This is a genomic window from Rhodococcus sp. MEB032, from assembly GCF_030208925.1.
In the GTDB taxonomy this organism is placed as follows: Bacteria; Actinomycetota; Actinomycetes; order Mycobacteriales; family Mycobacteriaceae; genus Rhodococcus_F; species Rhodococcus_F qingshengii.
This window is the reverse complement of the sequence record NZ_JARVSY010000001.1, coordinates 543936-556769: the sequence shown is the minus strand read 5'-3', so window position 1 is coordinate 556769 and position 12834 is coordinate 543936. Positions and strand designations below refer to the sequence as shown.

Annotated in this window: 17 protein-coding genes; 15 read left to right on the top strand and 2 right to left on the bottom strand. The window is 63.1% G+C overall.

Features of this window, described 5'->3' with window-relative positions:
* From folP to QRN54_RS02485, 11 genes are all read left to right on the top strand, one after another.
* Positions 1-861: a dihydropteroate synthase gene (gene folP / locus QRN54_RS02535; protein WP_020968349.1), complete on the top strand. Its 861-nt coding sequence runs from the start codon at positions 1-3 to the stop codon at positions 859-861.
* Between the two features lies 1 nt (position 862).
* Positions 863-1228, top strand: a complete 366-nt coding sequence (folB, locus tag QRN54_RS02530; RefSeq protein ID WP_003945780.1) for a dihydroneopterin aldolase — start codon at positions 863-865, stop codon at positions 1226-1228.
* The gene (folK, locus tag QRN54_RS02525; RefSeq protein ID WP_003945848.1) at positions 1225-1728 is read left to right on the top strand and encodes a 2-amino-4-hydroxy-6-hydroxymethyldihydropteridine diphosphokinase; all 504 of its coding nucleotides are present in this window, start codon (positions 1225-1227) and stop codon (positions 1726-1728) included. The genes folB and folK overlap by 4 nt, the downstream gene beginning before the upstream one ends.
* 17 nt (positions 1729-1745) lie before the next feature.
* Complete coding sequence (locus tag QRN54_RS02520) at positions 1746-2213, top strand: DUF3180 domain-containing protein (protein WP_153213529.1); 468 nt, start codon at positions 1746-1748, stop codon at positions 2211-2213.
* A gap of 68 nt (positions 2214-2281) precedes the next feature.
* Positions 2282-3403, top strand: coding sequence for a DUF6779 domain-containing protein (locus QRN54_RS02515; protein WP_179090775.1), 1122 nt, complete (start codon positions 2282-2284; stop codon positions 3401-3403).
* 110 nt (positions 3404-3513) lie between these two features.
* Positions 3514-4455 carry a Rossmann-like and DUF2520 domain-containing protein gene (locus QRN54_RS02510; RefSeq protein ID WP_003945822.1) on the top strand — a complete coding sequence of 314 codons (942 nt, stop codon included), beginning with the start codon at positions 3514-3516 and terminating at the stop codon, positions 4453-4455.
* Entirely contained in the window at positions 4448-5380 is a 933-nt protein-coding gene (gene panC / locus QRN54_RS02505) for a pantoate--beta-alanine ligase (RefSeq protein ID WP_175280118.1), read from the top strand. The genes QRN54_RS02510 and panC overlap by 8 nt, the downstream gene beginning before the upstream one ends.
* Before the next feature lie 27 nt (positions 5381-5407).
* Complete coding sequence (gene panD / locus QRN54_RS02500) at positions 5408-5854, top strand: aspartate 1-decarboxylase (RefSeq protein WP_003945761.1); 447 nt, start codon at positions 5408-5410, stop codon at positions 5852-5854.
* A 3-nt stretch (positions 5855-5857) separates the two neighbouring features.
* Complete coding sequence (locus tag QRN54_RS02495) at positions 5858-6673, top strand: type III pantothenate kinase (RefSeq protein ID WP_007726991.1); 816 nt, start codon at positions 5858-5860, stop codon at positions 6671-6673.
* 261 nt (positions 6674-6934) lie between these two features.
* A complete protein-coding gene (locus tag QRN54_RS02490; protein ID WP_007726989.1) occupies positions 6935-7453 on the top strand; it encodes a cysteine dioxygenase in 519 nt (172 codons plus the stop codon).
* The gene (locus QRN54_RS02485) at positions 7450-7872 is read left to right on the top strand and encodes a rhodanese-like domain-containing protein (RefSeq protein WP_003945445.1); all 423 of its coding nucleotides are present in this window, start codon (positions 7450-7452) and stop codon (positions 7870-7872) included. The genes QRN54_RS02490 and QRN54_RS02485 overlap by 4 nt, the downstream gene beginning before the upstream one ends.
* A gap of 21 nt (positions 7873-7893) precedes the next feature.
* Here the strand turns inward: QRN54_RS02485 and QRN54_RS02480 are convergent, their stop codons facing one another.
* Positions 7894-8853, bottom strand: a complete 960-nt coding sequence (locus QRN54_RS02480) for an AraC family transcriptional regulator (RefSeq protein WP_081557316.1) — start codon at positions 8851-8853, stop codon at positions 7894-7896.
* An 80-nt stretch (positions 8854-8933) separates the two neighbouring features.
* On the opposite strand from QRN54_RS02480, the gene QRN54_RS02475 reads away from it, so the two are divergent.
* From QRN54_RS02475 to lysS, 3 genes are read left to right on the top strand one after another with little or no spacing between them, the layout of a single operon-like run.
* Positions 8934-9767, top strand: a complete 834-nt coding sequence (locus QRN54_RS02475; protein WP_042451954.1) for an NAD(P)H-binding protein — start codon at positions 8934-8936, stop codon at positions 9765-9767.
* On the top strand, positions 9764-10267 hold the full coding sequence (locus QRN54_RS02470) for an anthrone oxygenase family protein (RefSeq protein WP_054826783.1): 504 nt from the start codon (positions 9764-9766) through the stop codon (positions 10265-10267). Before QRN54_RS02475 ends, QRN54_RS02470 begins: the two co-directional genes overlap by 4 nt.
* Positions 10268-10278: 11 nt before the next feature.
* Positions 10279-11790: a lysine--tRNA ligase gene (gene lysS / locus QRN54_RS02465; RefSeq protein ID WP_003945834.1), complete on the top strand. Its 1512-nt coding sequence runs from the start codon at positions 10279-10281 to the stop codon at positions 11788-11790.
* A 110-nt stretch (positions 11791-11900) separates the two neighbouring features.
* Here the strand turns inward: lysS and QRN54_RS33720 are convergent, their stop codons facing one another.
* Positions 11901-12314: a DUF8017 domain-containing protein gene (locus QRN54_RS33720; protein WP_502944039.1), complete on the bottom strand. Its 414-nt coding sequence runs from the start codon at positions 12312-12314 to the stop codon at positions 11901-11903.
* Positions 12315-12432: 118 nt separating this feature from the next.
* Between QRN54_RS33720 and QRN54_RS02455 the strand changes: the two genes are divergently transcribed.
* Positions 12433-12771 carry a histone-like nucleoid-structuring protein Lsr2 gene (locus QRN54_RS02455; protein WP_003945673.1) on the top strand — a complete coding sequence of 113 codons (339 nt, stop codon included), beginning with the start codon at positions 12433-12435 and terminating at the stop codon, positions 12769-12771.
* Positions 12772-12834: the final 63 nt, after the last annotated feature.

Here is a 12834-nt window from a genome sequence, read left to right as displayed (position 1 = left end):
ATGTCCGCGGCTCCCGTTGCAGGCAGCGATCCGGCCCGGATGGTCGTGATGGGGATTCTGAACGTCACCGCCGATTCGTTTTCCGACGGTGGTCAATTTCTCGATCGTGACGCGGCGATCGCTCGCGGACTCGAACTGCAACGCATCGGCGTCGACATCGTCGACGTCGGCGGCGAGTCGACGCGTCCCGGAGCCACCCGCGTCGATCCGAAACTCGAGGCGGACCGAATTGCCCCGGTGATCGAAGAACTGGTGGCAGCCGGAATTCGCGTCAGCGTCGACACGATGCGTGCTTCCGTCGCCGCCGCCGCGATCGAAGCGGGCGCAGGCATCGTCAACGACGTATCGGGTGGTCGCGCAGACCCCGACATGGCCTCCGTTGTGGCCGACGCCGGAGTGCCCTGGATCCTCATGCATTGGCGCTCGGCCGGTGACTATGTCCATCGTGGCAGCGCCGATCACTACGACGACGTGGTCCGCGATGTCCGTGACGAACTGCTGTCGCAGGTCGATCTGGCGTTGAAGGCGGGGGTCGATTCGTCGTCGATCATCCTCGACCCCGGCCTCGGGTTCGCTAAGAACGCCGACCACAACTGGGCACTGTTGCGTGCACTACCCGAGTTCAACGCGACCGGATTCCCGGTACTGGTCGGCGCTTCCCGAAAGCGGTTCCTCGGGTCTCTGCTCAGCGATCCCGACGGCAATCCGCGTCCACCTGGTGGCCGCGAGACTGCGACGGCCGTGGTCTCCGCCCTTGCAGCGCGCGAAGGCGCCTGGGGAGTTCGGGTGCACGACGCACAAGCTTCGCTCGACGCCATTGCCGTGGTCGACGCCTGGAACCGTGGACGAGAAAGGGCCTGACATGGGGGACCGAATCGAATTGCGCGGACTGAAGGTTCGCGGCAATCACGGAGTGTTCGACCACGAGAAGCGTGACGGTCAGGACTTCTTCATCGACATCACCGTATGGATGGACTTGGCTCCCGCCGCGGCGTCGGACGACCTGACGCAGACCCTGCACTACGGCGAGTTGGCGGAAGCCGCCGCAGCGATAGTCGCCGGCCCGTCGCGCGATCTCATCGAGACCGTCGCCGCTGAGATCGCCGACGACGTCATGAAAGATTCGCGAGTCGAGAGCGTCGAGGTTGTTGTCCACAAACCGTCGGCACCGATTCCGCTGGTTTTTGCGGACGTCGCCGTCGTCGCACATCGGACCAGATCGGCATGACGCGCGCTGTTCTGTCGATCGGTTCCAACATCGGCGACAGTGTGGCTCACCTACAGTCCGTTGTCGACGGGTTGGGCAGCGCCGTCGTTGCTGTCTCACCGGTCTACTCGACCGCGCCGTGGGGTGGCGTCGAGCAGCAGGATTTCTACAACGCGGTGGTGGTGGTCGACGATCCCGAAGCCGATGCCGCTGAATGGCTTCGCCGCTCGCAAGCTCTCGAGGAAGCCGCAGACCGGGTGCGCGAACAGCGGTGGGGGCCACGGAGCCTGGACGTGGACGTAGTCGACTGCGAAGGCGTCGTCAGTTCCGATCCCGTGCTCACACTTCCGCATCCGCGCGCGCATCTTCGGGCATTCGTTCTCGTTCCCTGGCTGGACGTCGAGCCTGACGCGACGCTGATCGTCGACGGCCAGAAGTTGCCGGTGGCACAAATTCTCGACGGCCTCGATCGCACTGAGCGCGAAGGTGTCCGCACTACCGATGTGGTGCTTGCGCGGTGACCGAAAACGACAAGGGTTTGAAGCCGACCCGGATCAGTGAACTCGCGGTACTCGCCGCAGTGGCGGCCGTGGCCACCTGGATTCTGATTCGCGTGTTCTACGGTTCGATGCCGCCCATCCCTGTTTATGCGGGAGCGTCGCTGTACTTCGTGGCCGTTGCCGAGGCCGTCTTCGCTTTTGTCATTCGTTCACGCGTCAAAAACCGGCAGGTCGGCGACGGGCTCAGACAGCTTCATCCGATCACCGCCGCCCGAGCGCTGGCATTGGCCAAAGCATCCGCTTTGGTCGGTTCAGCTACCGTCGGTGTCTGGGTCGGAGTGCTGGTGTATCTCATCCCACAGCGCTCGGTTCTGCAGGCTGCAGCCTCCGACACGCCGGGCGCGTGGGTGGGGTTGGGCGCCGCAATTGCGCTGGTAGCGGCAGCTCTGTGGCTCGAACATTGTTGCAAGACGCCGGAAGATACACCTGACGAGCCTGCGCACTGACAGCCTGGTCGGCAAATCACCCACCGAGGTACGTGGCGACCCCGGTCTCGGCAAGTACCCTGGCAACCATGACAAATTCTGGTCGATCGAAGTCTGCGCGCCGAAGCAAGCGCAGCGCGAGCCAGATGATCATTGCTGCTCTTCTGGCACTTGCTGTCATTGCTTCGCTGTTTCTGATTTTCAGTAACAGCGTTCAGCTTCTTCGGGTGGGTCTGGTCGTCGCTCTGTGGGCAGCCACCCTCGGCGCTATCGCCATGACCAAGTATCGGCGTGAGTCGGCACTGGACAAAGCCAAGGTTGCCGATCTGCAGACCGTGTACGAACTGCAGCTCGAACGTGAAATTTCTGCTCGACGCGAGTACGAACTGAGCGTCGAAGGTCGCGTGCGACGTGAGGTGACCGCGGACGCGGAGGAGCTGGCCGGGTTGCGCGCCGAATTGGTGGCGCTGCGCCGAAACCTCGAAGCACTGTTCGAAGGTGGGCTGCTGCCCGAACAGACCGCGCTCAAGACCGATTCGACGCGAGTACCGGAACTTGGCGGTAGTTCGTACGGCGCGTACCAGCCGGCACCGTCGGGGTTGTACGTCCCCGGCGCCGGCCAGAGCGGACCCAGCCAACCGGCACCGAACGTCGGCGGCTTGGCTTCGCCCAACGACGATCCGGTGACTGCTGAGACAACCGTCGTGTTCGCGGAGACGTCGTGGCGTGACAGCAGCTTCGTGGCGCCGCGCGTCATCCCGACCCAGAAGTCTCGAGAGACGCAGAAGCCACAAGAGACGCAGAAGCCCCAGAGCGGGAACCAAGCACCGAGTTCTCCGGTGAGTTCCTCGCCGACACGAACGGTGAAAGACGTTTCGGTGAAGAAGGATTCGGAGCCGGTCGCGCCGGTCGAGCCTGAAGTCAAGGCTCCCGCCCAGGCCCCGAACATCGAAGATGCCGTCATCGAAGACGCTGTCGTCGAAGAGGTGCCCGAGGTTGTTCCCGCGGTTGTTCCCGAAGCTGTCGCGGAAGCTGAACCCGAATCCGCTGCGGAGCCTGACGCGGAGCCGCGACGTCGTCGCCGTGCTGCTCCGGAAGATGCCGCCAGTGGTGCTCATTCCAACGGATTGACCGTCGCCGAAATCATGGCGAATCTGAGTTCGAACAACCCGTCCGAAGGCTCCGGTCGACGCCGTCGCCGAGAGGACTGAGTCGCAGATCACTCGCCCGGCCATGGCATGACGGTTCGGGCGAAGGATATCCTCGGACGCAGAACGTCTGGTACCCGCCGAGCGGGACTGGAACGAACGAGAGGAATCCGGTGACTTCCTTCGGGATCACTAATGGACCTGCACCTGCGCGATTGACGGTAGGAATTGTCTCCGCAGGCAGGGTCGGAACAGCTGTCGGTGCCGCATTGGAGCGAGCCGGTCATGTTGTCAGCGCTTGCTCCGCCGTCTCCAGCGCCTCGGTTGCCCGCGCTGTGAAGCGGCTTCCCGATACCGAAATTCTTCCGGCCGCCGACGTCGCAGCTCGTTCCGAGTTGCTGATTCTCGCCGTTCCTGACGATCAACTTGCGGATCTTGTTCGAGGTCTGGCGGCCACCCATGCCGTCAAGCCGGGCACGCTCGTCGCCCATACGTCCGGTGCCAACGGGATCGCGATCCTGACTCCACTCACCGAACTGGGCGCACTACCCCTGGCTATCCATCCGGCGATGACGTTCACCGGTCACGACGAGGACACCGCACGGCTGTCGTCGGCATGCTTCGGAATCACCGCTGCCGACGACATCGGTTACGCGATCGCGCAGTCACTGGTCCTCGAGATCGGCGGCGAGCCCGTCCGAGTGCGCGAGGAGAACCGCGCGCTCTACCACGCCGCACTGGCTCACGGCAGTAATCACCTGGTCACGCTCGTGGTCGACGCCGTCGAGGCCCTGCGAGCGTCGTTGCAAGGTGACGAGCTGCTCGGTCAGCAGTTGGTCGACGGCGATCCGGGTGGAGTGGCCGAGCGAGTCCTGCAGCCGCTGCTGTCGGCGGCCTTGGACAACGCGCTACGACGCGGTCCCTCGGCGTTGACCGGCCCGGTGGCACGCGGCGACGCTGCTGCTGTCGACACACATTTGCGCGTACTGACAGACCTGGATCCGGAGCTCGCTGCCGGCTATCGGGCGATGTCCTTGCGATCGGCCCAGCGGGTGGGCGCCCCCACCGAATTGTTCGACATCTTGACTGAAACGGGAGGTGACCGTCGTGAGTGATCTGCAGGGCGGATACAAGCGCGGCGAACTGACGGTGCACCACGATCCGGACAAGCTTCGGCGCGTCTCGCGGGCACTGCGAGGTGTCGGGCGTCAGGTGGCGCTCGTTCCGACGATGGGTGCGCTGCATGCCGGCCACATCGAACTGGTTCGTCAGGCCAAGGTCACCGGCGCCGTCGTGATCGTTTCCATCTTCGTGAACCCGCTCCAGTTCGGTGCCGGTGAAGACCTGGACGCGTACCCGCGCACTCTCGATGCGGATCTCGACCTGTTGCGCGCCGAGGGCGTCGAATTGGTGTTCGCGCCGAGCGCCAAGACGATGTACCCGCGGGGCCAGCGCACCACCGTCGTGCCGGGCCCGTTGGGTAGCGAACTCGAAGGCGGAGCGCGCCCCACTCACTTCGCTGGAATGCTGACGGTAGTGGCGAAGTTGCTGCAGATCGCGGCACCCAATCACGCGTACTTCGGTGAGAAGGACTACCAGCAGCTGACGCTCATCCGTCAGATGGTGTGGGATCTCAACTTCGATGTACAGATCATCGGAGTTCCGACGGTTCGCGAGTTCGACGGTCTCGCGTTGTCCTCTCGCAATCGCTACCTCGACGAGAACCAGCGCGCGGCAGCGGTCGCGCTGTCCGCCGCTCTGATCGCCGGTGCACACGCGGCGGCTGGGGGAGCGGAAGCAATCCTGGAAACCGCACGCGCTGTTCTGGCAGCTGTTCCGGAAATCGAGGTCGACTACCTCGAGGTTCGGGGCGTCGATCTGGGCCCCGCGCCCGAGCGAGGTGACGGTCGACTGTTGGTGGCCGCCAAGCTCGGAACCACCCGTTTGATCGACAACGTCGGTGTCGCGGTGGGAACCGGCTTCCTCGAGCGTGACACCGACCCATCCGCCGACGCCATCGACGACCTGCTGTCTCACTGAGCACTTTTCACGAGTAAGGACCTGGATATGTTTCGCACGATGATGAAGTCGAAGATCCACCGCGCCACCGTGACTCACGCCGACCTGCATTACGTCGGCTCCGTCACCGTCGACCAGGATCTGATGGACGCCGCAGACCTCCTCGAAGGCGAACAGGTGTGCATCGTCGACATCGACAACGGTGCGCGTCTCGAGACGTACGTCATTGCCGGCGAGCGCGGAACTGGTGTCATCGGAATCAACGGTGCGGCAGCGCATCTGGTCAAGCCAGGCGACCTGGTCATCCTCATCGCCTACGGCGTGATGAACGAGCAGGAAGTCAAGGAGTACTCCCCGCGCGTCGTCTTCGTCGATGCCGACAACAAGCAGATCGAACTCGGTTCCGACCCGGCTCACGCGCCGGAGGGTTCGGGTCTGATCACCCCACGCATGCTGTCGACGCTCGAGGCCTCGCGCGAATCCAGCCTGGTGTAATCCATGCTGCTCACGGTCGACGTCCGGAACACCAACATCGTTCTCGGTCTGTTCTCCGGGACTGGTGAGTATTCGAAGCTGTTGCAGGACTGGCGAATGCGAACCGATCCTCGGATGACTGCCGACGAGTTGGCGTTGACCTTCCGTGGGCTGTTGGGTTCTCATGTCGATCAGATCACCGGCGTTGCGGCGCTGTCGACAGTGCCGTCCGTCTTGCGTGAAATCCGTGTGATGCTCGAGCGGTACTGGGGTCACGTTCCCCATGTGGTGGTCGAACCGGGTATTCGCACCGGTGTGCCACTGCTGGTGGACAACCCCAAAGAGGTGGGAGCCGACCGGATCGTCAACAGCCTTGCCGCTCACCATCTTTACGAGGGGCCGTGCATTGTCGTGGACTTCGGTACGTCGACCTGTGTCGACGTCGTTTCCGCCAAGGGTGAGTTTCTGGGCGGCTGCATCGCGCCCGGACTCGAGATCTCGACCGATGCCTTGGCGTCGCAGTCCGCTGCGCTGCGCAAGGTCGAATTGGTGCGCCCGCGTTCGGTGGTCGGCAAGAATACCGTCGAATGCATGCAGTCCGGTGCGGTATTCGGCTTTGCAGGCCTCGTCGACGGATTGGTCAACCGCGTCCGCGACGAACTACCGGAGTTCGGTGGTGACGACGTCTCCGTGATCGCGACCGGGGACAGCGCACCGCTGATCATTCCCGAGTCCGACACCATCGATCACCTCGAACGGGACCTCACCCTCGAGGGGCTGAGGTTGGTCTTCGAGCGCAATCAGGCGCGTCGTGGATCCGGTCGACGACCCGTCGCCTGATCGATGGTTTCGTTCCAGCGGTTTCGCGATTGCAAAAGTTATGCCACAATGGTGCTCGTGAATCGCTGCATGGGTGCTCAGGAGTGTTGTCGAGGCTGACCGCTGCCTTGACCAATTCACATTCCTTGGAGCTAGCTCGTGCTATCCACATATTCTGCAGATCTCTCTGTTTTGACCCCGACTCTCGCTGCTGATCGTGCTGTTTCCGCAGGTCGTAGCGCTAATCGTGGGGCGTCCGGACGCCGTCCGAGTGGTGCGTCGTTGCCTACCCGCCTTCGCCCGGCCGATCTGCTGCGTCTGACCGACGAGGGAGCAAACGGCGTGCTCGACGGCCGTTTCGATCACCTCATCCCCGACACCTTCCCGACGCTCGACCGTTGGTCCACCCGCTTGCACGCGGACGACGACGTCGATGTGTGGCTCATCAGTTGGGTGCCCGAACGCAACACCGAATTGCACGACCACGCAGGCTCGTTCGGCGCCTTGACCGTCCTCAGTGGTTCGCTCACCGAATTCCGTTGGGCCGGTGACGCCCTGGTGGAACGCCAGCTCGACGCCGGCGACCAGGCTTCGTTCCCACTCGGCTGGGTTCACGATGTCGTGCGTTCGACGGATGCTCCCGGTGCTCCGATCGAAATCAGCTCTGATGCACCGACTCTGAGCGTTCACGCGTACTCGCCGCCGCTGACGGCAATGTCCTTCTACGAAGTGACGGATCACCGGACACTTCGCCGCACCCGTACCGAGCTGACCGACCTGCCCGAGGGGGGCACCAAATGACCATCGACCAAATGCTCGACGACGCTCGCGCACAGATCGATCGTATGTACGTCTTCCAGCTCACCGAAGCCTTCCACCGCGGCGCGATCTTCGTCGACATTCGCCCGCAGGCGCAGCGCGCCATCGAGGGAACTCTTCCCGGCGCACTCGCGATCGAGCGGAACGTGCTCGAATGGCGCCTCGACCCCACCAGCAGCGCACACCTCGCGTTGGCCACCGACCACGACGTCGAGTGGGTGATCGTCTGCTCCGAGGGTTACACCTCGAGCCTGGCCGCAGCGTCGTTGCAGCAGTTGGGTCTGCACAAGGCCACCGATCTCGTGGGTGGATACCAGGCGATCAAGGCCGCCGGCCTGCTCGGTGCGCTCAGCGGAGTGCGTCATTGCTCCCGCGAGTTGGCGGCGGTTTCGGCTCATTGAGGTATTTGCTGTGCGCCTTTATTAACCGCGGGCGGTTAATAAAGGCGCACAGCGGGTCTGGCGGTACATCTTCGGGCTCATTCCGTGATGACGGGTGAACGCGGTTGTGAGGGCGAAGGGGCTCGAGTAGCCCACTTCTCGCGCGATCGACGACACCGTTCGTGCCGGGTCTGCGAGCAGATCTGCCGCCACGGACAGTCGCCACTCGGTCAGATAGCCGACAGGTCCGAGCCCCATGAGGCTGGTGAACCGGCGCGCGAAGGCCGCTCGCGAGCTGCCGGACTCCTGGGCCAGGCTCGCGACCGTCCAGGGGTGCTCCGGCCGATTGTGTATGAGCCGCAAGGCATGCCCGATGACGGGATCCTCGTAGGCCTTGATCCAACGCGGTGATCGATTCGGGTTCTCGGCGAACCAGGTCCGGGCCGCTGAGATCAGGACCAGGTCAAGGAGCCTGTCCAACAACACTTCCTGTCCGGGCCCGTCGGCGGCGATCTGTTGTTCCAGAAGGTTTGTCATCGGCGCGGTTTCGATGCTGCGTCGCACTACCGCGACGGGTGTCAGGCTGTCGAGGATCTGACGGCTGACATAGGAGTCCAAACGGTATGTGCCCGTGAGCATGACGGTCTGACCACTGGTCGAGTTGCCCCAGGTGCGAACGCCGAGAACCGACATGTCCTCGAGCGGTGTGCCGTCGACCGCAGCGCAATTCTGTGCTTCGTCGATCAGTACGTGGACTGGTGTGTCCGGGTGATCGGCGACCGTATACGGATCGGGGCCGCGCAACAGTGCAACGTCGCCGGCCTCGAGTTCTTCTGTCTGGCCGGTGTCGGAGACGACGACCGCGCTGCCTCGAACCAGAACCAGCACGGTGATCGGTGCGTGGTCCTCGATACGTAGTGACCACGGTGGATCGAGCAGCGAGCGCAGTAGAAAAGCGCCCTCCGCCCGCGATCCCGCCAGCATCATCGACAATGCATCCATGCTTCGACCGTAGACGCTGGCGTATGTTTCTGCGACCTTCGGCTATGGATCGTATTGATGCTCCGCGGTCGAATGAGTGCATGACGACAACAAGCGACATTCAATCGGCAGTAGTGATCGGTGGTACCGGTAAGACCGGTGCGCGCGTTGCGCAGAGGCTGACTGCGGTGGGAATCCGTACCCGAATCGCGTCGAGAACATCCGGGACGCGTTTCGACTGGAACGATCAGGCGACGTGGCAGCCAGCAGTGTCCGGCGTCGACGTGGCATATGTGACGTATGCGCCAGATCTGGCTGTTCCGGAATCGAGCACCCACATCGAGGAGTTCGCGGAGCTTGCGTACCGCGAAGGGGTTCGTCGCATGGTGCTCTTGTCCGGGCGCGGTGAACCGGCGGCGCAGAAAGCCGAGCAGGTTCTCGCCGACAGCGGTCTGGAATGGGCTGTGGTGCGGGCCAGTTGGTTTGCCCAGAACTTCAGTGAGGGGTACCTACTCGATCCGATTCGGGAAGGCCACCTGGCACTTCCGGTCGGTGAGGTGGGGGAGCCGTTCATCGACGTCGACGATCTCGCCGACGTGGCGGTGGCCGCATTGACTCGAACCGACCTCCTCGGCCGAGTTCTCGAGGTGACAGGTCCGGAGTTGCTCACTTTCGCGGCGGCGGTGGATGCGATTTCGACGGCGTCGGGTCGTCTCGTGACATTCGAAAGAATTGGACTCAAACAGTTTTCCGACGGCATGGCGGAGGTCGGCGTCCCGAGTGACGTCGTGGAGTTACTCAGGTACCTGTTTGCCGAGGTTCTCGACGGACGAAATCAAAGTGTGACCGGCGTCGTCGAAGAGGTCCTGGAACGACCCGCTCGAGATTTCACCACTTTTGCCGCCGAGGCTGCCCGAACGGGGGTCTGGTCGTGAAGAAATCCGAGATTTTCTTGGAGCTGCTGCTCGGGGTGACTGCGCTCGGCGCGCTCGTCGCCGGTGGTGCGTTGTTTGCCTTCTCGTCCTTCGTGATGCCCGCTCTGCGGTCGGTCGATGCACATACCGCGATCACGTCGATGCAGGCGATCAACGTCGAAGCGCCGCGTAGTGCGTTGATGCTGCCGCTGGTCGGATCGGCGCTCACCGCGATCGCCGCTGGAATCTGGGCAGCGATCTCCAGACCGGACGGCTGGGTCCTTGCTGTCGTCGGTTGCGTCGGGGTGCTCGCGTCCTTCGCGGTGACCGCGATCTACCACGTCCCTCGCAACGACGCGTTTGCCTCGGTCAGCACTACCGACGCGGCCGCATGGGCGTCGTACGAGGCGGGTTGGACTATGTGGAATCACGTTCGGGTCGGGCTGTACCTGCTGTCGGGAATCGTGCTCGCGGTGGCCGCGGTGCTACCAGCAACAAACGCGGTGGACACGGCCCAGTAGTCTTGTACCCCGTGAGTGATGTAGAAGCCCAGCCAGTCGACGACACCCCCGAGCAGCTCCGTATCCGGCGCGAGAAGCGTGAACGGATCCTGGCGCAGGGGCAGGAGGCGTACCCGGTTTCGGTCGATCGCACCCACACGCTCGCGCAGATCCGCGCGGAGTACCCGGAACTCGAGCCGGACACGGCGACTGGTGTGCTGGTCGGCGTCGTCGGCCGCGTCATCTTCATGCGCAACACCGGCAAGTTGTGCTTCGCGACTCTGCAGGAAGGCGACGGTACCCAGCTGCAGGCCATGATCAGCCTCGCCGGCGTCGGCGAAGAGGCACTGGCTGCCTGGAAGTCCGACGTCGACCTCGGCGACTTCGTCTTCATCCACGGTGAGGTCATCAGCTCCCGTCGCGGCGAGCTCAGCGTGATGGCCGATGCCTGGCAGATCGCATCCAAGTCGCTGCGCCCCCTGCCGGTCGCTCACAAGGAGATGAGCGAAGAGTCCCGGGTGCGTCAGCGCTACGCGGATCTGATCGTTCGCCCCGAGGCTCGGGACAACGCCCGCAAGCGCGTCGCAGTTGTCCGTGCGCTGCGCAATGCACTCGAGAGCCGCGGCTTCCTCGAGGTCGAGACGCCGATGCTGCAGACGCTGCACGGCGGCGCGGCAGCTCGCCCGTTCGTCACGCACTCGAACGCCCTCGACATCGACCTGTACCTGCGTATCGCGCCGGAACTGTTCCTCAAGCGTTGCGTCGTCGGCGGTATCGAGAAGGTCTTCGAGATCAACCGCAACTTCCGCAACGAGGGCGTCGACTCCACTCACTCGCCCGAGTTCGCGATGCTCGAGACGTACGAGGCCTACGGCACGTACGACGATTCCGCGAAGATGATTCGTGAACTCGTCCAGGAAGTTGCGCAGGAAGCATTCGGCACGCAGGTCCTCACCCTCGCCGACGGTTCCGAGTACGACGTCAGTGGCGAGTGGCAGGTTCTCGAGATGTACCCGTCGCTGTCGGCTGCCATCGGCACCGAGGTCACGCCGGATACAACGGTCGACGAGCTTCTCGCTCTGGCGGAGAAGGTCGGCCTCGAGGTTCCCAAGGACAAGGGCTACGGCCACGGCAAGCTCGTCGAGGAGCTGTGGGAACACCAGTGCGGCGATCAGCTGTACGTGCCGACGTTCGTCCGTGACTTCCCGGTCGAGACGTCGCCCCTGACCCGTGATCACCGCAGCAAGAAGGGTGTCACCGAGAAGTGGGACCTGTACATCCGCGGATTCGAGTTGGCGACCGGCTACTCCGAACTTGTCGACCCGGTCATCCAGCGTGAGCGCTTTGTCGACCAGGCGCGCCTCGCGTCGGCAGGCGACGACGAAGCGATGGTGCTGGACGAGGAGTTCCTCGCCGCGATGGAACAGGGCATGCCGCCGACCACCGGCACCGGCATGGGAATCGATCGACTGCTGATGGCTTTGACTGGTCTCGGTATTCGCGAGACGATCCTCTTCCCGATCGTTCGTCCGTCCGCTCGCTAGCTTTACTTCGATCAAGGTTCGGCCGCACATGTTGCGGCCGAACCTTTTTCAGTTGGGGCGCTCCCAAGGTATTCGATAGTTCCCAACGACATTCGCCTGCGGCAAAGGATTCATCCATGCGCGGTCGCCCGAGTTTCGGACTCTCGAATTGTTGCGATGATTTGGTCGATCGTGCCCTGGTTGAGTGCGTCAGGTAGTCCCTGATCCGACTGGACAAGGAAGACCATGACCTCGGCTGTGGAGTATCCGGGTGTGGTGACGACATCGAATTGTGCTGAGGGCGGATCGCATTCGTTGTCCGCCGGGATATTTGTGACGGTTGCGGCGTACCGGATCGCAGGGCGTCCGGAGATGGTGAAATTCGTGGGTCCGCCGTAAGCGATACTGGCGAGAGTGCTGTTCTTGGAGGCGAAGATTGCGCTCGGTAGAGGTCTTTTCTCGAGCCGTCGTCTGTCATGATTCCCCCGTCTGGATGCATCCCCCGATGCGTCGCGAGGAGTGTATCGGCACTGTCTTTGTCGCAAGACAAGTCGACCGGCATACCCGGCGGCGAGAAGTCCCAATCATCCTGACGAGCCAAGACAGGACGTTTGTCCAGGTGCTATTGTCGCTGCTTATCGAAGGATCTGGGGAGGAATGGTCGTGGTGAAAAAGGTTGTTGTCACGATGGTTGACGATCTGGACAAAAAATCGCCCGCGGACGAAACTGTGGAGTTTTCCGTCGACGGAGTTGCTTACGAAATCGATCTCACCGCCGCTCACGCCGCGGAACTGCGCGATGCACTGAAAAAGTGGATTCCTCATGCGAGAAAGTCGAATTCCGCCAAATCAGTCAACGGAGCGGTGACCAAATCCCGTCCCGTTGCCGACCGCGATCAGAGTGCCGCCATCCGCGAATGGGCCAAGGGTGCCGGCTTCGAGATTTCGGCCCGCGGTCGTATTTCCACCGAGGTGCGCCGAGCCTACGAAAAGGCCGTCTGAAATGGATCGCGAATGGATTCGGGCGCATTTTGCCGAAACGGATTGATAACGCGTTCTAGTTTG

What these genes read in the sequence shown, in the direction of transcription:
- folP (WP_020968349.1), top strand. Translation starts at nt 1, where the DNA reads ATGTCCGCGGCTCCCGTTGCAGGCAGCGATCCGGCCCGGATGGTCGTG.
- folB (WP_003945780.1), top strand. Translation starts at nt 863, where the DNA reads ATGGGGGACCGAATCGAATTGCGCGGACTGAAGGTTCGCGGCAATCAC.
- folK (WP_003945848.1), top strand. Translation starts at nt 1,225, where the DNA reads ATGACGCGCGCTGTTCTGTCGATCGGTTCCAACATCGGCGACAGTGTG.
- QRN54_RS02515 (WP_179090775.1), top strand. Translation starts at nt 2,282, where the DNA reads ATGACAAATTCTGGTCGATCGAAGTCTGCGCGCCGAAGCAAGCGCAGC.
- panD (WP_003945761.1), top strand. Translation starts at nt 5,408, where the DNA reads ATGTTTCGCACGATGATGAAGTCGAAGATCCACCGCGCCACCGTGACT.
- QRN54_RS02495 (WP_007726991.1), top strand. Translation starts at nt 5,858, where the DNA reads ATGCTGCTCACGGTCGACGTCCGGAACACCAACATCGTTCTCGGTCTG.
- QRN54_RS02485 (WP_003945445.1), top strand. Translation starts at nt 7,450, where the DNA reads ATGACCATCGACCAAATGCTCGACGACGCTCGCGCACAGATCGATCGT.
- QRN54_RS02480 (WP_081557316.1), bottom strand. Translation starts at nt 8,853, where the DNA reads ATGGATGCATTGTCGATGATGCTGGCGGGATCGCGGGCGGAGGGCGCT.
- QRN54_RS02475 (WP_042451954.1), top strand. Translation starts at nt 8,934, where the DNA reads ATGACGACAACAAGCGACATTCAATCGGCAGTAGTGATCGGTGGTACC.